The organism is Amycolatopsis decaplanina DSM 44594 (assembly GCF_000342005.1).
Lineage (GTDB): Bacteria > Actinomycetota > Actinomycetes > Mycobacteriales > Pseudonocardiaceae > Amycolatopsis > Amycolatopsis decaplanina.
In genome coordinates, this window is sequence record NZ_AOHO01000014.1 from 151,082 (window position 1) to 169,090 (window position 18,009).

Below are 18,009 nucleotides of genomic sequence, written 5' to 3' on the forward strand. Positions count from 1 at the left end.
CCTTTCAGGCGGCGAGGTCTTTGCGGATCGCGCGGTGCAGGAAGGTCGCCGACGTCCGCAAGGGGAAGTGGTCGCCGGGAACCTCGCGGGCGGTCACGTCCGCGGTGGTGAACTCGCCCCAGCGGCGCAGGCCGTCCTTGTCGACATGGCCGTCGCTGAGACCGCGGAACGCCGAGACGGGGCAAGGAATCGGCGGCCCCTCGTGGTATTCGTAGGTCTCCGCGAGCGTGTAGTCGGCGCGCAGGCCGGGCAGGAACTCCTGCCGCAGCTCGGCGTCGGCGTGGATCTCCGGCGGCAGCCCGCCGAGCCGGGCGACCTCCTGCAGGAATTCGCGATCCGGGAGTGAGCGCAGGTCACGGCCGCGCGACGCTTCGACCGGCGGCACGGCGCTGCCGCAGACGAACAGGCGCCGCGGCGGCCCGGACAGCGCGCGCACGGCTTCGAACGCGATGACGGCGCCGAGACTGTGTCCGAAGAACGCGAAGTCCTCGTCCGTTTCGCACTGTTCGACGACCGATTCCGCCGCTTCCTGCAGGCTCAACGGCTCGTCGTCGGACGGCCGCGGATGCTGCAGTGGCACCACTTCGATTTCCGGCGCGAGCGCCTTGATCCAGGTGCGGTAGCCGGCCGGGGTGCCGCCGGCGTGCGGAAGACAGTAGAGCTTCGTCATCATGCCTCCGATCGGGTGCGGGCGAGGATCCCGTCGCAGGTCGGATCCTGGATGAACTGGCCGAGGCTGATCTCCAGCGACGTCGAGTTGCGCACCCTGGCGACGAAGCGGGCGGCCTGAAGCGATGTCCCGCCCAGGTCGAAGAAGTCCGCGCCGGGATCGACGGAACCCTGATTGAGCACGTCGGCCATGAGCCGCCGCACCGCGCCTCGCGGGCCCTCCTCGTCGTGTTGCTCCTCGGCGCCGTCGACGTCGCGGGTGAGCGCGGAGCGGTCGATTTTCCCGTTGGGCATCAACGGGAACGTGTCCAGCACCTCGATCCGGCTCGGCACCAGGTGCTCGGGCAGCCGGGTGCGCAGTTCGGCCAGGAGGTCACCGGTGTCGGACCGGTCACCGAAAAAGGTGACGAAGGCGTCGAGCCGGATGTTCTCGACCGGTTTGACCACCGCCTGCCGGACGGCGTCCAGGTTTTCCAGCGCCGTTTCGACCTCGCCGGGTTCGATGCGGAAGCCGCGGATCTTGACCTGCTCGTCGACCCGGCCGAGGAATTCGATGGCGCCGTCGTCGCGGTATCGGGCGAGGTCCCCGCTGCGGTAGACGCGGGCCGCCGGATCGGGCGAGAACGGGTCGGGCAGGAACCTGTCGGCGGTCAGGCCGGGGCGGAACCGGTAGCCGCGCGCGAGACCGGCGCCGCCGACCAGCAGTTCCCCGGCCGCGCCTCGCGGAACGGGCATCCCGGTGTCGTCGACGAGGTACACGGTGACGTTGTCCAGCGGCACACCGATCGGAACACCGTCGCCGACGTTCTCCGGTGTGCAGTGCCAGGACGTCACGTCGACGCTGGCCTCGCTGGGGCCGTAGAAGTTGTGCAGTTCGGCCCAGGGCACGGTGTCGAACACGCGGCGGCACAACTCGGGCGAGAGGGCCTCGCCTCCGGAGAACAGGTAACGCAGCCCGGTGGCTTCCTTGAGCCCAGGGCGTTCTTCGAGCAGAACGTCCAAAAGGGACGGTACGAGCGGGACGGCGGTGATCCTTTCGTCGACGATCGTGCGGGCGAGGGTCGCGGTGTCGCGTTCGGATCCCAGCGGCGCGAGGACGACGCGGGCGCCGTTGACCAGCGCGCCGAAGATCTCCATCTCGGCGATGTCGAACGACAGGGACGTGTGCTGGAGCACCGAATCTCCGGGCCCCAGCGGGAACGCCCTGGTGTCCCAGGCGAGCCGGTTGACGAGGCCACGGTGTTCGATCTCGACCCCCTTCGGTTCCCCGGTCGACCCGGACGTGTAGATGACGTAGGCGAGATCGCCGGCCGTGGCCCGCTCCGCGGGCGGATCGTCCGGCCCTTCCCGGACGGCGGGTTCGGTGTCGAGCCGGAGCACCGTCGCCTCCGATTCGGGAAGCCATTCGGTGAACCAGTCCTGGGTGAGCACGATCCCGGCGCGGCTGTCGGTGAGCATGAACGCGAGCCGCTCCTCGGGATACTCCGGATCCAGCGGCAGATACGCGGCGCCGCTCTTGAGCACGCCCAGCAGCGCGACGACGAGGTCGACGCAACGCGGCAGGCAGATCGCGACCAGCGATCCCGGCCCGGCGCCGTGCTCGCGCAACAGCCGTGCGAGCCGGTTGGCGCGGCTCTCCAGTTCGGCATAGGTCACGCCCGGTTCACCGGCCATGGTGACGGCGTCCCGGTCGCCGTGTTCCGCGGCCGCCGCGCCGACCAGGTCATGAACGCGTTCGCATTCCAGCGGGGCCTGGGCACCGCGTCGCCACGACGCGGGGATCCGGCGTTCGAGCGCAGTCCGCCGGTACGGGGTGGCGGCGGGCGGCGGCATGTCGCGAACGGCGTCGACGTCGGCGAGCAGTCTGGTGCCGGTGTCGAGCATCCGTTGATGGCAGGCGCTCACGGGCTGCGGGTCGGTGAGCCCGGACGCGCCGAAGACGTGTACGGCCTGCACGACGGCGTCGTAGGCGTGGCCGCGCACCGACCGCGCGAACAGCGCGATCTCACGTGCGTCGGCGACTCCTCGATCGGCCTCGCCCGCGAGCTGGTAGAGCCGCAGGCGCAGTCCGTCGATCGTCACCGATCGCGCGGCCAGCGGCAGGGAGACCCCTTGGAACCGGGAGATCGGGCCGCCGAACTGCTTCCGTTCCCGCGCCCGGGCGGCGGCGAGCCGCAGCGCACGGCGGCTGAGTCCCAGCAGATGCGCGCTGAGCCGCAGCCACCACGACGGGCGTTCGGCACGTCCGGACGGGACTGCCGGGAGATCGAGCCGGAGCCTGCGCCGCCCGGCGACCGCGTCACCGATCAGGCCGTCGGTGACCGTGTTCTGTTGCTCCGCGAGGATTTCGGCGGTCATGATGTGCTCGGCCACCGCGGTGTCGCGGATCGCGAAGCCGAGTTCTTCCGCGGCCAGGACGGCTTCGGTCTCCCCGAGACCGAGACCACCACGGCTCGCGTCGAGCGTCAGGCCGAGCACACCGTGCCGCGCGCAGCCGCTCCAGAGGTCGTCTTCACCCGACGGCGCGAACGCCGTGGCCAGCCGGGTACGGAGTTCTTCCTGTGCGTTGGACAATCCCGTGCGCATCACGCCACCTCCAGCGCTTCGTCGAAGAGCGCGGCCGAAACGGTGGCCAGCATCATCTCCGAGGTTCCGCCCGCGACCGTGAGCCCGGGTGCCTCGCTCAGGGCGGTGGTGAGCTCGACGTCGTCCGTCGGCAGGCCGTCCACCCGGTCGGCGGCGGCGGGACGGCGGGCGACGACCTGTTCCCGTCCGGTGAACGCCTCGCGGACCGACCACACGAGCGCGGCGACCCGGCTGGTGAGCTCGCTGGTCCACCATTTCGCTCCGGCGGCGGCCGCGGCGGCGTCCTCGCCGCGGGACAGCAGTTCGACGGCGTGCCAGGTCAGCAGCCGCGCGGCGGGCAGATCCGCCTGCAGCCCCCGCACGTCGGAGACGGCGCGCGCGGGCAGTTCGAACCGCGTGAGCAGGTCCAGCCACCGCTGGGCGTGCCCGTAGAAGTAGACACCGGTCCGCTCGACCGCCAGTACCTCGTTCACCAGCTGCCAGGCCTCGCCCTCGGCACCGACGAGGGCGTCCGCGGGCAGCCGGACGTCGTCGAACACGATGTGGTCGAACGCCTCCGGATTGAACCCCGGGATCTCGCCGATCCGCACGCCGTCGACGTGCAACGGCACCAGGAAGAGGCTGAGCCCGGCGTACTTGCTCTTGCCCTCGCCGGTGCGGGCCAGGCAGATGCCGTACTCCGCCTTGTTCGCGCCGACGTTCCAGATCTTCTCGCCGGACAGCCGCCAGCCGTCGCCCTCGCGTTCCGCGTGCGTGGCGAGACCGCCCAGGTCCGAGCCCGCCTCCGGCTCGCTGTAGAGGACGACGAAAAGCCGTTCCGCGGCGGCCATCGCCGGGAGGAACCGGGCCTTCTGCTCGTCGGTGCCCGCCACGAGCAACGTCGATCCGGCGTTGTCCACGGTGTTGACGCGCGCACTGTCCGGCACGCCTGCCAGCGCCATCTCCTCGGCCACGATCGCGGACTCCACAATGGACAGCCCGAGCCCGCCGTACTCGGTGGGCCAGTCCGGCGCCAGCCAGCCGTGCTCCCCCAGCCTGCGGTAGGTCAGGTCCGGATGCCGCCAGGGCCGTGCGCGGCGGGCCCGGACGAGGTCTTCGCGGCATTGCACACGCAGGAGTTCGCGGACGTCCTGCCGCAACCGCTCCTGTTCGGGAGTGAAAGTGAAAGGTGGTGTGAACATCGAGTCTCCTCAAGTACGTACGCGCGTCGGTTGTGACCGCGCCGCGGCCATCCCGGCGAACCAGCGTTCGAACGCCGGTGGTCCGCCGTCACCGAGGACGGTGAGCGCGTGACTGCCGACGATGAATCCGTCGGCGCCTTGCCGGGCGACGGCGGCGACGTCGTCGGGATTCCGGATGCCGAAGGCGGTGTACACGGGCAAACCCGGGCGAATCCCGCGGATGTCGTCGATCCTGCGGCCGAGTCCACTGTCGACCGTGCCGGCCCGTCCGGTTTCCGAGCTGAGCGCGAGGTACACGAACCCGTCGCCGCTTTCCAGCATGTCCCGCTCTTCGCCGGTGACCGGGCCGGCGGACACGCGGAGCGCCGGAACCAGGGCGAGCCCTCGGCGGCGTGCCCGTACCGCGTACTCGGGGAAAGGCCGGATGTCGTGTTCGCAGAGCAGACCCGCACACCCCGACAGAATCTCGTCACCCGCGCGCCACCTGTCCACGGACGGCCAGGCCGACCGGTAGACGACGCCGACCCGGACCGGCGCCACGGCGAGCCAGTCGCGAAGCCGGGGTGAGCGCGGGTCCAGACTGTCCGGCCCGGCCTTCGCCAGCGCCTCGGCGACGACGCCGCCGGTGCTGGCGGAGAACTCCGTATCGAGCAGGATCGGGAATTCGACGAAGTCCGCTCCACCGGCGACAGCGGCGCGAACAGCGGCGAGACTGGTGTCCCAGTCCGGAAAACCCGGGACGAGATAGACCCCGAACCCGAGCCTTCCTGGGGTGGCTGCATTCTCGCGAAGCAGTGCGGTCATGCCGGCTGCTCCTGACGGGCGGCCGCGATGTCCATCACCCGCAGCGCGCAGTAGGTCTCCCACAGCGTCGAACCGGGATTCGTGCTGAACCCGCCGTCGGGTTGGGCGCACCGCCGGACGGCGGTGTCCAACTCGGCCCAGGGCCAGGCCAGATTCAGCAACTGGACGGTGCGGGCGCCCCAGTAGGCGCTCGCGAGCGACCATTCCGCTTCGGACGGCCGCATCCGGATGTGCCCGAAACCGTCGTCGCACGAGACGACGAACGGTCCGCTCGCCTGCGCGTCGGCGTGGTCGCGCTCGGTGCCGAGCCACTGCCGGATCGCGACCGAGCAGTAGGTCCGCTCGATGTCGGACGGACGATCGGGCAGGAGCGCGCAGCCTCGGTCGTCCTTGGTGCATTCGCCGAGGAACGCGCGGATCGCGCCGTCGGCGGACGGCTCCGGCCGGGCGCCGAGGATGATCAGGGACCGCACCCCGTAGAACAGGTCGTCCATGTCCACGACGGTCTTGCCCCCGGAGCAGAGCGCCTCGCCCACCCAGCGGACCACCGCGGCGGAATCGGGCACGGTGACCCCGGCGAGCTGATACAGCCGTAAGGCGTAGTACGTCGCCCCGAGGGAAGGCGCGCCACCGCGGAACATGGCGTAGGCGCCGCCGGTCCTCGCCGCGGAGGCGAATTCCAGTTCCTGCCGGGTCAGGCCGCTTCCCCGCATGGCGCGGATCTCCGCACCGAACCGGGTGGCTTCGAGGCTGGGGGCGCTTTCGCCGGTCTCGACGAGCAGCCCGTCCTGGCCACGGCAGGTCTCGACGAAAGTCATGGCGTCGGTCATCGTGATCGTTCCTTTCCTTCCTCAGCCGGGCGCGGATCCGAAGATCTCGTTCTGCGGCGGGAAACTCTGGAAGTCGAGCGCTCCGAATCCGTAGTGGGCGGGCAATTGCTGCGGCGCGGGCGTGTGGAACAACAGCGAATCGGCGTGCAGCCGGTTCGCGGAGGCGTGGGAGTACGCGTTGTACAGATCCAGTGCCCGGCGTTGTGCCTGCGGGACCGAGGCCAGCGGCCCGGCGTCGACGAAGTCGCCGATCTCCTTCAGCACGGCCATCCCGAGGCAGAAGGTCAGCAGGTCCTGCGGTTCGGTGACCAGCCCGGCCCCGGTCCGGACCACCCGGTACGGCTTCGGCATGGCTTCGAGCAGGTCGCCGGAGTAGATGACGAAGTCGGCGACGTCCGTGCCGGCGATGTCCAGTTCGAGGATGCTGGGACTGAGCAGGTAGTTGAGGTAACCGAAGATCTTGGGGTTACGGCTGAAGTAGAACAGGCAAGCGGCTTCCTCCTCCGCGCGGGTCTCGGCGTCCACCTGCCCCGCCAGCCGGGACATGACGGTGCCGTAGCAGCCGGAGTCGACCAAGGCGACGCTTTCGGGCTCGAACCGCTCGCCGTCCCTCAGGCCGAGCACGTCTTCGAGCGAGCCGTGATCGGCGCGGGAAGCGTGGACGAGCCGGATGTCCAGCCCGGCGGACACCTCGAGCCGGCGCGCCGTGAGGTAGGTCGTCAACATGTCGCGCGCGAGGAACAGCACCTGACGGCGATGGCGGTGCACGCACCATCGGACGACCCAGTCCGCGAAAGACACCCAAAGCGGGATCCAGGGCCGGATACGCCAAAGGAACCGCTCGATCGCCGAGCCGACGCCGTCCGCGACGGTGCGGCCGCGGCCGGGATCGACGGCGTGGCACACCTGCGCGATCTGGACTTCGGAAAGATCGCCTTCCCCGCGCATGGTCTCGATGAAGTCGTGGATCGCTTCGTCCATGCCGGGCGCGGTGGAACCCGTGATGGCGCACCAATGGTGGATCCAGTACTCACCCATCCGGCCCCACTCGGCCGACGCACTGACCGCGTCGCGTCCCGGACAGTCGACGAGCAAGCCGGTCAGCCACGCCGGGACGTCGCCGGCCGGCACTCGAGGTCCGGCGGCCAGCACGGCCGCGGCGCCTCCTCTTCGGGACCGTGTTTCACGCTCCTGGGGCATACGTCTGGCCCTTCGGTCGGTGTTACCGGGGACGCCACGCCGCGGATCCGGTGGGGAAGGGAGGAACGGGGTACCGGTGGGTGACGCCGTCGTTCGCTGATTTCACCGTATGAGTCAGGAGGAGCCGTGGCGATCACTTCGGCGCACGGTCCTGTCCATCATCCGTACCCTGGCTAGCCGGCCAGGAGTAAGACGGCCGTGGCCGCGCCGAGGAGCCCGAGCACCTGCGGCCAGTTGAGACGTTCCTTGAGTACGGCGATGCCGAACAGCACCGGGATGGCGGGGTACAGAGAGGACAGCACCACCGCGATGGCGAGCAACTGCTGCTGGGTCGCCAAGGTGTACAGCACGATCGCCGCCGCCCCCAGCACGCCGGTGAACACGGTCGGGAGCACCAGTTTCGGCCGCAGACCGGGCCCGGGCGGCCCCGGCCGTGTCATGGGAAGCAGGGTGAGGGCGGAGATCGCACGGCCGGCCACGATCGGCCACAGTCCGGCCGCTGGATCGACCTGTCCGAGCCCGATGTTCTGCAGGGCGAACCCGGCACCGGCGATCAGTCCGTCGACGGCGCCGTGCGCGGCGTTGCCGTCACCGTCGTTCCCGCCGCGCGCGATGAGCCACAGCGCCGGGAAGGCGACGGCGATCCCGCACCAGGCGAGCGGGTCCGGGCGGTCGTTCAGGAGAGCGACCCCCGCGAGCACCGGTACCGCGACCCCGCCCACGACGCTGAGCGGCACGACCACGCTCAACCGGCCGCGGCTCATGCCCCGATAGAGGAACAGCACCCCGATCCCGGTTCCCAGCCCGGAAAGCCCGCCCCACGACAGGTCCGCGGCCCCGACGGAGGGGGCCGAGACGAAGAAGGCGGCGGCCGCCGTGGCGATCAGGCCGCCGACCTGGCCGATCAGCGCGACGAGTTCGGGTTTGGCGTGCCGCGAGAGGAGGCCGGCGGCGAAGTCGGCGAGCCCGAAACACAGGGCGGAGAACAACGCGAGTGTCTCACCCATGCTTTCCTGCCTAGTGCATGATCACCGGCCCGGCAACTTCTCCGTCGTCAGCGGAACGGGCCGATGAGCCGGCGCAGCGTATGGGAAGGGGCCTCGCCGAACCGGTCGCGATAGGTGGCCGCGAATCGTCCGAAATGGAAGAAACCGTGCCGCTGCGCCACTTGCGCCACGGTGACCACGTCGGGTTCGCCCGACGACAGATCGGCATGGGCGCGTTGCAACCGGACATCGCGGAGATAGGCGTTGGGAGTGGTCGCCAGATGCCGTTTGAAGCCCTTCTCCAGCGCGCGGACGCTCACCCCCAGTTCGCGAGCGAGACTCGTCACCGAATGATTCCGGTGCGGCTGGCCGTCGATCAGGCGGATAGCCTCGCGAATGGTGCGCGACGAAACGAGTTTCGAATCACCGGTCAGGACATCCCAGTAATTGTGCTTCTGCGATGCCAGAAACGTTGTCATCAATCCCTGTTCGACGGAATCCGCAACAACGTCGATTTCCAGCGCACTGTCCGTATCGTCCAACGACTCCAGGTAAGCCGCCAACGCGTCGTACCAGCCCTTGACGGGCTGCTGAGCGAGGTTGAGCACCTCTTCGAAGCGCAGGGGCTGCGGCAGGGCGCGTCCGAGCATCGAACTCAGCCGCGTTTCCAGGACCCCGCGGTCGATGACGACCATCAACTGGGCGAACTCCTGCGTCCAGCGCGCCTCCATCGCCGCCCCGGGATTGACCACGTAACCCCGCCGTTCCCGGATGTGCGGCCTTCGCTTGCCTCCGCCGAAGGCGGCGCGGCCGATCACCGGGATCGAAATCAGGAACCGGCGGCGAGGACATTCGACCCGCAGCCCGGCCGCGACCGGATACTCGAGGTAGGCGACGGTGAAGTTCTTCGTCCGGCGGGCGTGCACGCGGCCCGTGGAGCCTTCCGGCGCGGAATGCGGCTGAAACCGGCATTCCCCGAGAAGACCAGCCAGCCCGTTCCCCACCTCGCGGGGGTCTTCCGAAACCAGCAGCGTGTAATTTCCGAGCGGCCTGTCCACTCGAGTGCCCCCTTTTCGGACAGCGACGAATGGGGCACTTGCCGTGAGGTACCCCCATTTACCGGAACACCGGGCCACCGATTCACGGGCGGCCCGTTCTTCCGGGTACCCAATTCGATCGGGTGAGGTGAGCGGGGCGGGTAAATCCGTTCGAATAGCCTAACCACTCCACGGAGCAGCACCGGCCTAACCACTCAGGAGAACTTCAAACGCGTCGATTCCGGTCAATCCGCGCGCGCTCGCCCACCTCTCGACGTCACCCAGCGCTGACGGGCAAGCGATACGCACGCAGAGACAAAGGACAGAGAGGAGTCCGCTCCCATACTGGCCGTCCAGCGGAGATGAGGAGCAGCGAATGAGCCGAGACGACACGTCGCTCGCCAAGAACGTCCTGGGCGTGCCGGGTATCGTCTTCCTCGTACTCGCCGCGGTCGCGCCGCTGACCGGCATGATCGTGATCGCGGCCATCGGCATCGCGGTCGGGAACGGCGGCGGGATGGTCGCGGCGTTCCTGCTGGCGACGGTCGTCCTGCTGCTGTTCGCGGTCGGCTACGCGCAGATGTCGCGGGTACTCACGAGCGCGGGTGGCTTCTACGCCTTCGTGGTCAAAGGGTTGGGCAGGACGCCGGGTCTCGTCGCCGGGTTCATCGCGATGCTCGGCTACAACTGCTTCGTCGCGGGCGCGATCGGCACGAGCGGGTTCTTCACCTCCACGGCGATCGACGACGTCTTCGGCCTGAAACTCGATTGGCTGTTCTGGAGCGCGCTTTCGGTCGTGCTGGTCCTCCTGCTCAGCCGGCGAGGGATCGCGGTCAGCGCGAAAGTGCTGGGCGCCTCGCTGATCCTCGAAGTGTCGATCCTGCTGATCATGGACTTCAGCGTGCTGTTCCGGCACGGCTTTTCGTTCGCCGCCTTCAGCCCGTCCGTCATGTTCCAGGGGGCCGGTGGTCTGGCGTTGTTGTTCGCCGCCAACGCTTTCATCGGGTTCGAGGCGACGGCGCTGTTCGGCGAGGAGGCCAAGGATCCCCAGCGGACGATCCCGCGGGCGACCTACATCGCGATCGGGTTCATCGGGGTGTTCGCCGCGTTCACGACCTGGGCCGTGGTCAGCGCGATCGGCGCCGAGCAGGCGCGGGACGTGGCCGCCGCGCATCTGTCGAGCGGGGATCTCGTGCTCTCGGTCGCCCAGGAGTATCTCGGCGGCCCCTTGACCAAGGTGATGTTGCTGCTTCTGGTGGTCAGCCTGTTCGCGGCGCTGCTGGCGCTGCACAATTCGGCGACCCGCTATCTGTACGCGCTGGGCCGGGTCGGCGTACTGCCGCGTCTGCTGGGCAAGACCAGTCCGCGCAACGGTGCGCCGCGCCACGCCTCGATCGTCCAACTGGTCTTCGGTTCGGTGGTGGCGCTGGCGTTCCGGCTCGCCGGGCTCGACCCGGTCGCCGACCTCACCGCGAGCATGACCGGCTTCGGCACTCTCGGCATCCTGACCCTGCAATTGTTCGCGGCGGTGGCGATACTCGTCCACTTCCGCCGGACGCGGGATCACCGGGTCGTGAAGACGCTGATCGCCCCCGGGCTGGGCGCGGTGGGGCTCGGGCTCATCGTGACGTTGGCGATCCTCAACTTCCCGACGCTCGCCGGATCGAGCAACGGCGTCGTCCCGCATCTGCCGTGGCTGCTCCTGGTGGTCGCGCTGGCCGGGCTCGCGCTCGCCGTCTGGCTGCGCCGGTTCCGCCCCTCGGTGTACGAGGCGCTGGAGGCCGACCTGGAACGCGATCCGGCGCCGAAGCCGTCAGACGTTGTTGGTCAGTGAGAGATTGAACGAGTAGCGCGAGGCGCGGTAGACGTGCCAACCGTATTCCACGACCTTGCCAGAGTCGTCGTAGGTGGTGCGCCGCATCGTGAGCAATGCCGCGCCCGGTTTCTCGTCCAGCAGTTCGGCGTCCTCCTCGGTCGCCTGCCGGGCGCCGACGTTCTGCTGGGCGGCGTGCAGACGGACGCCCGCCGAACGCAATAACTGGTAGAGGCCCTTTTCCCGCAGCTCGTCGTCGGCCGGGTCGACGATGCCGTCGGGCAGGTAGTTGTTCATGATCGCCAGCGGCTCGCCGCCGGTCGAGCGCACCCGCTTCAATCGCCGGACGTGAGTCAGGCCGGGCGCCTCGAGGTGTTCGATCGCGTCGTCGCCCGCGGGCTCGACCCGGTTCACGAGGACCACGGATTCCGGTTTGTCCCCGAGTTCGCTGAGGTCGTCGAAGAGGCTGCTCAACCGCAGCGGCCGGGCGACCTTGGTGCGGACGACCTGGGTGCCGACACCGCGTTTGCGGACGAGGAGCCCCTGGTTGACCAGTGACTGGATCGCCTGGCGGATGGTCGGTCGCGACAGGTGCAGCCGCGCGGCCAGATCCAGCTCGTTGTCCAGCCTGGCACCGTTCGGCAGCCTGCCGTCTTCGATGGCGGCGCCGATCTGCCGGGCGACCTGGGAATACAGCGGCTCAGGGCCGTTCAAGTCCACCACGATCTCGCTGGGTGCCCAGGGTTTCATGCGCGGAGCCTACCGCGACCACCCACTATGACCTTATGTCCATATGTCTTGACAAAGTCTCCGCACTCTTGCGAAGGTCGAAGAACCACGCGAGCCGGGAGGTACGAAAGGTGTCGGACACAGTGCGCCGGGTAGTCGCCGCGCGGGTGCGTGATCCGGGGGCCATAGCGGTGGCCGCCGCCACCCGTGTCCGGGCGAAGTCGCCGTTCAACGACAAGGGCCGCACGATGATCATCGCCGCGGACCATCCGGCGCGCGGCGCGAACGGGGTCGGCGCCGACCCGCTCGCGATGGCCGACCGCGGCGAATTGCTGGACCGCCTCGGCCTGGCGCTGGAACGGCCGGGGGTCACCGGCGTGCTGGCGACGCCGGACATCATCGACGACCTGCTGCTCCTCGGCGCCCTCGACGGTAAGACCGTCATCGGCTCGATGAACCGCACCGGACTCGCGGGATCGAGTTTCGAGATCGACGACCGGTTCGCCTGCTACGACGCCGAAACGATCGAGAGGATGCGGTTCGACGGCGGCAAGACGCTCACCAGGATCTGCCTGACCGATCCGGCGACGCCGAGTGTTCTCGAGAACACCGCGAAGGCGGTCGACGACCTCGCCGACCGGAAACTGATCGCGATGGTCGAACCGTTCCTCGCGGACTGGGTCGACGGACGCCTCCGCAACGACCTCTCCCCCGACGCCGTGATCCGCTCCATCACCATCGCTTCCGCCCTCGGCCGTTCGTCGGCCCACACCTGGCTGAAACTCCCGGTGGTGAAGGACATGGAGCGCGTGCTGGCCGCCTCGACGTTGCCCGCCGTCCTGCTGGGCGGCGAGGTCAAGGATCCCGACGCCGCGTTCGCCGCCTGGCAGCGGGCGCTCGCGCTGCCGACCGTGCAGGGCCTCGTGGTCGGCCGGTCCCTGCTCTACCCGCACGACGGCGACGTCGCCAAGGCCGTCGACACGGCCGTCGGACTGTTGTGAACACCTGTGGAGGACAACGCGTGAAGACCATCGACCACTGGATCAACGGCGCCGCGACCACGGCGGGCTCCACCCGCACCGCCCCGGTGTACGACCCGGCCGAGGGACGCGCGCGGGCAGAGGTGCTCCTCGCGGAACCGTCCGATGTGGACACCGCGGTGGCCGCCGCCGGCAAGGCGTTCGAATCGTGGGGCGATTCGTCGTTGTCACAGCGGACGAAGGTGATGTTCGCCTTCCGCGAGCTGCTGGTGAAGCACGAGGACGAACTCGCCCGGATCATCTCCTCCGAGCACGGCAAGGTGATCGACGACGCGCGCGGCGAGATCGTCCGCGGCCGCGAGATCGTCGAGTACGCCTGCGGGATCGCCGACGCGCTGAAAGGCGGCTTCTCCGACCAGGTCTCGCGGGACGTGGACGTGCACGACTTCCGGCAGCCGCTCGGCGTCGTCGCCGGGATCACGCCGTTCAACTTCCCGATCATGGTCCCGCTGTGGATGCACCCGATCGCCATCGCGACCGGCAACACGTTCGTCCTCAAGCCCAGCGAGCGGGTCCCGTCCGCGTCCCGGCTGGTCGCCGAGTTGTACGCCGAGGCCGGGCTTCCCGACGGCGTGTTCAACGTGGTCAACGGCGACAAGGTCGCGGTCGACGCGATTCTGGAGCATCCCGGTATCGCCGCCGTGTCGTTCGTCGGGTCGACCCCGATCGCCAAGTACGTCCACGAACGCGCGACGGCCACCGGTAAACGCGTGCAGGCGCTGGGCGGGGCCAAGAACCATGCCGTCGTCCTGCCGGACGCCGATTTGGACTACGCCGCGAACCACCTCACGGCCGCCGCGTTCGGGTCCGCCGGGCAGCGCTGCATGGCGATCTCCATCGGCGTCGCCGTGGGTTCGGCAGGCGACGGACTCATCGAGATCCTCGAGCGCAAGGCCACCGAGATCAAGGTCGGCCCCGGCCACGACGCCGGCAACGACATGGGCCCGGTGGTCACGGAGGCCGCGCGGCAGCGGGTGATCGGCTCCGTCGCCCTCGGCGCGGAGCAGGGCGCGACCGTGGTGGTCGACGGCCGGGAACTGCGTGTCGCCGGGCACGAGAACGGGTTCTTCGTCGGACCGTCCCTTTTGGACAACGTGACCACCGGGATGGCCGCCTACCGCGACGAGATCTTCGGGCCGGTGCTCGGGATCGTGCGGGTGGCCACCCTGGACGAGGCTATCGCGCTGATCAACGCGAACCCGTACGGCAACGGGACCGCGATCTTCACCGGCAGCGGCGAGGCGGCGCGGCGCTTCCAGCGGGAGGTGAAGGTGGGGATGATCGGGGTGAACGTGCCCATCCCGGTGCCGATGTCGTACTACTCCTTCGGCGGCTGGAAGGACTCCCTCATCGGGGACAGCCCGATCCACGGCCCGGCGGGCGTCCGGTTCTACACGCGGGCGAAGGTCGTCACGACACGGTGGCCGCACAGTGCGGCGGGGTTCAACTTCCCCACGTCCAGCTGAACGACCTCGTGAGTGGTAAGGACGGTTCTAACCGTCCTTACCACTCACGAGCCCAAGACGGCCGTCAGCTCACTCGCTGCCGTTTCCCGACGATCCGCCAGCCGACGGCCAGCACCACGACCAGCACCGGGATCGAATAGAACGCGATCTTCTCGGCACCGTCGGAGAAGCCCATCAGGACGACCACCAGCGCCAGGAAGCCCAGCGTGGCCCAGCCGCTGTAGGGCGCCCACGGCATCCGGTAGGACGGCCGTTCCAGCTCTCCGCGCAGCGCCGCCTGGCGCAGCCGCATCTGGCAGAAGATCAGCGTCGCCCAGGTCGTGATCACGCCGAGCGAGGCGATCGCGATCGCGATGTCGAAGGCGTCCTTCGGCACCAGGTAGTTCAGCACCACGCCCAGCACGTAGGCGCCGGAGGTGAACAGGATGCCGCCGTAGGGCACGTGCCTGCTGCTCATCCGGCCCACGAACTTCGGCGCCTCGCCCTTGTCCGCGAGCGCCCGCAGGATGCGGCCGGTCGAATAAAGCCCGGAGTTGCAGCTCGACAGCGCGGCGGTGAGCACGACCGCGTTCATCACGTCGCCGATACCCGGGATCCCGAGGCGGGTGAAGACGGTGACGAACGGGCTCTCGCCGCCGTTGTAGAACGGCCACGGCAGCAGCATCGCCAGCAGCAGCACGGATCCCACGTAGAACACGCCGATCCGCCAGACCACCCCGTTGATCGCCTTCGGCAGCACCTTGCGGGCGTCCTTGGTCTCACCGGCGGCGATGCCGACGACCTCGATCGCCGAGTACGCGAAGATGACCGCCTGCAGGGTCATCAGCGCGATGCCGATACCCGCCGGGAAGAATCCATTGTGGGCGGTCAGGTTGTGCACGCCTGCCGTGGTACCGCCGATGTCGGCGCTGGTGAGCACCAGCCCGAGGGCGGTGACCAGGAAGACCACGATGGCCAGCACCTTGACCACCGAGAACCAGAATTCCAGCTCGCCGAACAGCTTCACCGAAAGCAGGTTCACCGCCAGCAGCACGCCGAGCGCGACCAGCGCGGTGATCCACTGTGGCACGTCGGGCAGCCACTTGTGCACGTAGATCGCCACCGCGGTGATCTCCGCGATGCCGGTCATCGCCCAGTTCACCCAGTACATCCAGCCGGAGGCGAAACCCGCCCACGGCCCGATGAATTTGCGGGCGTAGGTGACGAAACTGCCGGAAGTCGGCTCGTGCAGCACGAGCTCACCGAGGGCGCGCATCACGAAGTACGCGGCGATACCGCAGAGCGCGTACGACAGGACCAGCGACGGCCCGACCTGGTGGAGCTTGCCACCGGCACCGAGGAACAGCCCGACGCCGATCGCGCCGCCGATGGCGATCATCTGCACTTGGCGGTTGCCCAGTGCTTTTGAGTAGCTTTCACCTTTTTCGGTGAGCAGCGAGGAATCCATGGTTGCCAGACGCTAGAGCGTGTGCGGCACGTCACCCAACATTGCTAAGGAAGACTTAAGGTGTGCGGGACGTCACTCTGGTGGTTTTACTGGAATTTCCCGTTTCGATTTGACAAATTCACCCGCGAACCCCGATCTTCGCGCGCGAAGGAGCGCTTCTACGCTACGGCCCGTGGACCTCGCAGCGCTGCTCGACCGGATCGCCGACGACGTCGTGCCGGAGATCGGCCGCGGCGCCGTCGCGGACTACATCCCCGCCCTGGCCAGGGTCGCCCCCCGGCAGTTCGGCATGGCGGTGGCCGAAGTGGACGGTGGGGTGCACGGGGTCGGCGATTGGGAGACACCCTTCTCCATCCAGAGCATGTCGAAGGTCTTCACCTTGGCGCTCGCGCTCTCCTACGGCGACGGCGTGTGGGAACGGGTCGGCCGCGAGCCGTCCGGCAACCCGTTCAACTCGCTGGTCCAGCTGGAGAACGAGGACGGGATCCCCCGCAATCCGTTCATCAACGCCGGCGCGCTCGTGGTGACCGACGAATTGGCGCATCACGGCGACGCGGCGGAAGCACTGCTTCGGTTCCTCCGAGAGGAAAGCGGTCGCGCGGACATCGGATTCGACGCCGAGGTCGCCGCGTCGGAGGCCGGGCACGCCGACCGCAACCGCGCGCTCGCGTATTTCATGGCGTCGTACCGGAACATGCGCCATCCGGTGCCCGCCGTCCTCGACCAGTACGTCCGTCAGTGCTCGATCGCGATGGCCTGCGGAGACGTCGCGCGCTCGGCGGTGTTCCTCGCCCGCCACGGCGTCCGCAACGACGGCACCCGGCTGCTCGGGCAGAGCGCGGCCAAGCGGGTCAACGCGGTGATGCTGACTTGTGGCACCTACGACGCGGCGGGCGAATTCGCCTACCGGGTCGGGCTTCCGGGCAAGAGCGGGGTCGGCGGCGGCATCGTCGCGATCGTCCCCGGCCGGTGCGCGATCTGCGTGTGGAGCCCGGGGCTGGACGCACGCGGCAACTCCGTCGCCGGCGTCGCGGCGCTGGACCGGTTCACCACCCTGACCGGCTGGTCGATCTTCTGATCGGTTTGAACCCGCGCCGACGGGGAAGCCGCCAATGTGCAGACGTTTCTCCCGTGCGCTGATTTCCGGGCCTCCGCTTCCGTCCTCGACCAGCGAAGGCTCGGGAAACAGCGCGTCGAGACGATCCAGGTGCTGCGCGCGCTGACGGTGCCGGGGTACGGCTGGCGGCACCATCCGGCCGCGGCGATGTGGGCGGGCTACGAGGAGGCGCTCGTCCGGTACGGCTTCGACATCTGCGAGGTCTGGTGCGAGACCGGCCGCCAGGACACCTGCCGCGAAACGCTGCGCCTCGATCTGCTCCGCACCACGGGGCTGGACCGGATCCGCACCCAGGGCCGGCTCTCGGACGCGAAGGAGCTTCCGCCCTGGCTCGGTGACACGGATTTCCACCGCAGTCATCAGTCCGCGCTCGTCCGCAAACAACCCGAGCACTACCGCGCGAAATTCCCGGACGTCCCCGACGATCTGCCCTACGTCTGGCCCGCGTCGGACCGTCCACGACGAGAAGGAGTGCGATGACCAAGCGTTTCCGCAAAGGCGACAAGGTCCGCTGGAACAGTCACGGCGGACAAGCCGAAGGTGAAGTCCTGAAGGAGATCACTTCCGACACCGAAGCGGGCGGCCGCACCGTGCGCGCGTCCAAGGAAGAGCCGCAATACCTGGTCCGCAGTGACAAGAGCGGTGGCGAAGCGGTGCACAAGCCCGAAGCACTGGAGAAGCTGTGAGTGACGACAAGGACGTCCACACCGAGTTCGGTGAAGCGGTCAACATGACCGCGGGTGAACTCGAGAAGTGGCTGAAGACCGACGAGTCCCGCCAAGCGGGTCAGCACAGCGGAGGGGGTGAGTCGGTCGGCCACGAGTCGGGCCGCCGGATCGTCACGATCCTGCGTACGAAGAAGGCGGATCTCTCCGAAAAGGACGAAAAGCACATGCGCAAGGTGGTCGGCTACGTGCACAGGCACCTCGCGCAGCGACCTTCGGGCGACGTCGAGGACACCACCTGGCGGTATTCGCTGATGAATTGGGGACACGACCCCTGCAAAAACTGAGGGACAAGGCAAATGTGGCGTGTCCTGGCGGCGGGTCTCGTGAGTGGTAAGGACGGTTAGAACCGTCCTTGTAACTAGTCAGGTCCCCCGGG

The 18,009-nt window shown here is 68.7% G+C and carries 17 protein-coding genes; 7 read left to right on the plus strand and 10 right to left on the minus strand.

The annotated features are described in order from the left end of the window. Positions 1 to 4: 4 nt before the first annotated feature. The 8 genes from H074_RS01060 to H074_RS38665 form a co-directional block, all read right to left on the minus strand. Positions 5 to 670 (minus strand): thioesterase II family protein, encoded by a 666-nt coding sequence (locus tag H074_RS01060; RefSeq protein WP_007028158.1) that lies wholly within the window; start codon positions 668 to 670, stop codon positions 5 to 7. Then, entirely contained in the window at positions 670 to 3,255 is a 2,586-nt protein-coding gene (locus H074_RS01065) for an amino acid adenylation domain-containing protein (protein ID WP_007028159.1), read from the minus strand. Before H074_RS01065 ends, H074_RS01060 begins: the two co-directional genes overlap by 1 nt. Next, the gene (locus H074_RS01070) at positions 3,255 to 4,436 is read right to left on the minus strand and encodes an acyl-CoA dehydrogenase family protein (RefSeq protein WP_007028160.1); all 1,182 of its coding nucleotides are present in this window, start codon (positions 4,434 to 4,436) and stop codon (positions 3,255 to 3,257) included. Before H074_RS01070 ends, H074_RS01065 begins: the two co-directional genes overlap by 1 nt. 9 nt (positions 4,437 to 4,445) lie before the next feature. After that, positions 4,446 to 5,240 (minus strand): tryptophan synthase subunit alpha, encoded by a 795-nt coding sequence (locus H074_RS01075; protein ID WP_007028161.1) that lies wholly within the window; start codon positions 5,238 to 5,240, stop codon positions 4,446 to 4,448. After that, positions 5,237 to 6,070 carry a prenyltransferase/squalene oxidase repeat-containing protein gene (locus tag H074_RS40610; RefSeq protein WP_007028162.1) on the minus strand — a complete coding sequence of 278 codons (834 nt, stop codon included), beginning with the start codon at positions 6,068 to 6,070 and terminating at the stop codon, positions 5,237 to 5,239. The genes H074_RS01075 and H074_RS40610 overlap by 4 nt, the downstream gene beginning before the upstream one ends. A 21-nt stretch (positions 6,071 to 6,091) precedes the next feature. Beyond that, the gene (locus H074_RS01085; protein ID WP_007028163.1) at positions 6,092 to 7,222 is read right to left on the minus strand and encodes a hypothetical protein; all 1,131 of its coding nucleotides are present in this window, start codon (positions 7,220 to 7,222) and stop codon (positions 6,092 to 6,094) included. A 221-nt stretch (positions 7,223 to 7,443) separates the two neighbouring features. After that, positions 7,444 to 8,277 (minus strand): DMT family transporter, encoded by an 834-nt coding sequence (locus H074_RS01090; protein WP_007028164.1) that lies wholly within the window; start codon positions 8,275 to 8,277, stop codon positions 7,444 to 7,446. A gap of 47 nt (positions 8,278 to 8,324) precedes the next feature. Next, entirely contained in the window at positions 8,325 to 9,314 is a 990-nt protein-coding gene (locus tag H074_RS38665; protein WP_007028165.1) for an AraC family transcriptional regulator, read from the minus strand. A gap of 355 nt (positions 9,315 to 9,669) precedes the next feature. Here H074_RS38665 and H074_RS01100 point away from each other — a divergent pair, with 355 nt between their 5' ends. Beyond that, positions 9,670 to 11,127, plus strand: coding sequence for an APC family permease (locus H074_RS01100; RefSeq protein WP_007028166.1), 1,458 nt, complete (start codon positions 9,670 to 9,672; stop codon positions 11,125 to 11,127). Here the strand turns inward: H074_RS01100 and H074_RS01105 are convergent. Beyond that, a complete protein-coding gene (locus H074_RS01105) occupies positions 11,107 to 11,856 on the minus strand; it encodes a GntR family transcriptional regulator (RefSeq protein ID WP_007028167.1) in 750 nt (249 codons plus the stop codon). The two genes, H074_RS01100 and H074_RS01105, sit on opposite strands and share 21 nt — an antisense overlap. A gap of 110 nt (positions 11,857 to 11,966) precedes the next feature. Here H074_RS01105 and H074_RS01110 point away from each other — a divergent pair, with 110 nt between their 5' ends. Beyond that, positions 11,967 to 12,836, plus strand: a complete 870-nt coding sequence (locus H074_RS01110; protein ID WP_039921130.1) for a Cgl0159 family (beta/alpha)8-fold protein — start codon at positions 11,967 to 11,969, stop codon at positions 12,834 to 12,836. A 20-nt stretch (positions 12,837 to 12,856) separates the two neighbouring features. Then, positions 12,857 to 14,341, plus strand: coding sequence for a CoA-acylating methylmalonate-semialdehyde dehydrogenase (locus H074_RS01115; protein WP_007028169.1), 1,485 nt, complete (start codon positions 12,857 to 12,859; stop codon positions 14,339 to 14,341). A gap of 64 nt (positions 14,342 to 14,405) precedes the next feature. On the opposite strand, the gene H074_RS01120 is transcribed toward H074_RS01115, so the two are convergent. After that, positions 14,406 to 15,788 (minus strand): amino acid permease, encoded by a 1,383-nt coding sequence (locus H074_RS01120; protein WP_007028170.1) that lies wholly within the window; start codon positions 15,786 to 15,788, stop codon positions 14,406 to 14,408. 172 nt (positions 15,789 to 15,960) lie between these two features. On the opposite strand from H074_RS01120, the gene H074_RS01125 reads away from it, so the two are divergent. From H074_RS01125 to H074_RS01140, 4 genes are read left to right on the plus strand one after another with little or no spacing between them, the layout of a single operon-like run. Beyond that, positions 15,961 to 16,866 (plus strand): glutaminase, encoded by a 906-nt coding sequence (locus tag H074_RS01125; protein ID WP_007028171.1) that lies wholly within the window; start codon positions 15,961 to 15,963, stop codon positions 16,864 to 16,866. A 36-nt stretch (positions 16,867 to 16,902) separates the two neighbouring features. After that, positions 16,903 to 17,385, plus strand: a complete 483-nt coding sequence (locus H074_RS01130; protein ID WP_007028172.1) for an MSMEG_6728 family protein — start codon at positions 16,903 to 16,905, stop codon at positions 17,383 to 17,385. Further along, complete coding sequence (locus tag H074_RS01135) at positions 17,382 to 17,591, plus strand: hypervirulence associated TUDOR domain-containing protein (RefSeq protein ID WP_007028173.1); 210 nt, start codon at positions 17,382 to 17,384, stop codon at positions 17,589 to 17,591. Before H074_RS01130 ends, H074_RS01135 begins: the two co-directional genes overlap by 4 nt. Continuing rightward, complete coding sequence (locus H074_RS01140) at positions 17,588 to 17,917, plus strand: DUF3140 domain-containing protein (protein WP_007028174.1); 330 nt, start codon at positions 17,588 to 17,590, stop codon at positions 17,915 to 17,917. Before H074_RS01135 ends, H074_RS01140 begins: the two co-directional genes overlap by 4 nt. Positions 17,918 to 18,009 lie beyond the last annotated feature (92 nt).

What these genes read in the sequence shown, in the direction of transcription:
- H074_RS01120 (WP_007028170.1), bottom strand. Translation starts at nt 15,788, where the DNA reads ATGGATTCCTCGCTGCTCACCGAAAAAGGTGAAAGCTACTCAAAAGCA.
- H074_RS01135 (WP_007028173.1), top strand. Translation starts at nt 17,382, where the DNA reads ATGACCAAGCGTTTCCGCAAAGGCGACAAGGTCCGCTGGAACAGTCAC.
- H074_RS01065 (WP_007028159.1), bottom strand. Translation starts at nt 3,255, where the DNA reads ATGCGCACGGGATTGTCCAACGCACAGGAAGAACTCCGTACCCGGCTG.
- H074_RS01060 (WP_007028158.1), bottom strand. Translation starts at nt 670, where the DNA reads ATGACGAAGCTCTACTGTCTTCCGCACGCCGGCGGCACCCCGGCCGGC.
- H074_RS01075 (WP_007028161.1), bottom strand. Translation starts at nt 5,240, where the DNA reads ATGACCGCACTGCTTCGCGAGAATGCAGCCACCCCAGGAAGGCTCGGG.
- H074_RS01100 (WP_007028166.1), top strand. Translation starts at nt 9,670, where the DNA reads ATGAGCCGAGACGACACGTCGCTCGCCAAGAACGTCCTGGGCGTGCCG.
- H074_RS01070 (WP_007028160.1), bottom strand. Translation starts at nt 4,436, where the DNA reads ATGTTCACACCACCTTTCACTTTCACTCCCGAACAGGAGCGGTTGCGG.
- H074_RS01105 (WP_007028167.1), bottom strand. Translation starts at nt 11,856, where the DNA reads ATGAAACCCTGGGCACCCAGCGAGATCGTGGTGGACTTGAACGGCCCT.
- H074_RS01090 (WP_007028164.1), bottom strand. Translation starts at nt 8,277, where the DNA reads ATGGGTGAGACACTCGCGTTGTTCTCCGCCCTGTGTTTCGGGCTCGCC.
- H074_RS40610 (WP_007028162.1), bottom strand. Translation starts at nt 6,070, where the DNA reads ATGACCGACGCCATGACTTTCGTCGAGACCTGCCGTGGCCAGGACGGG.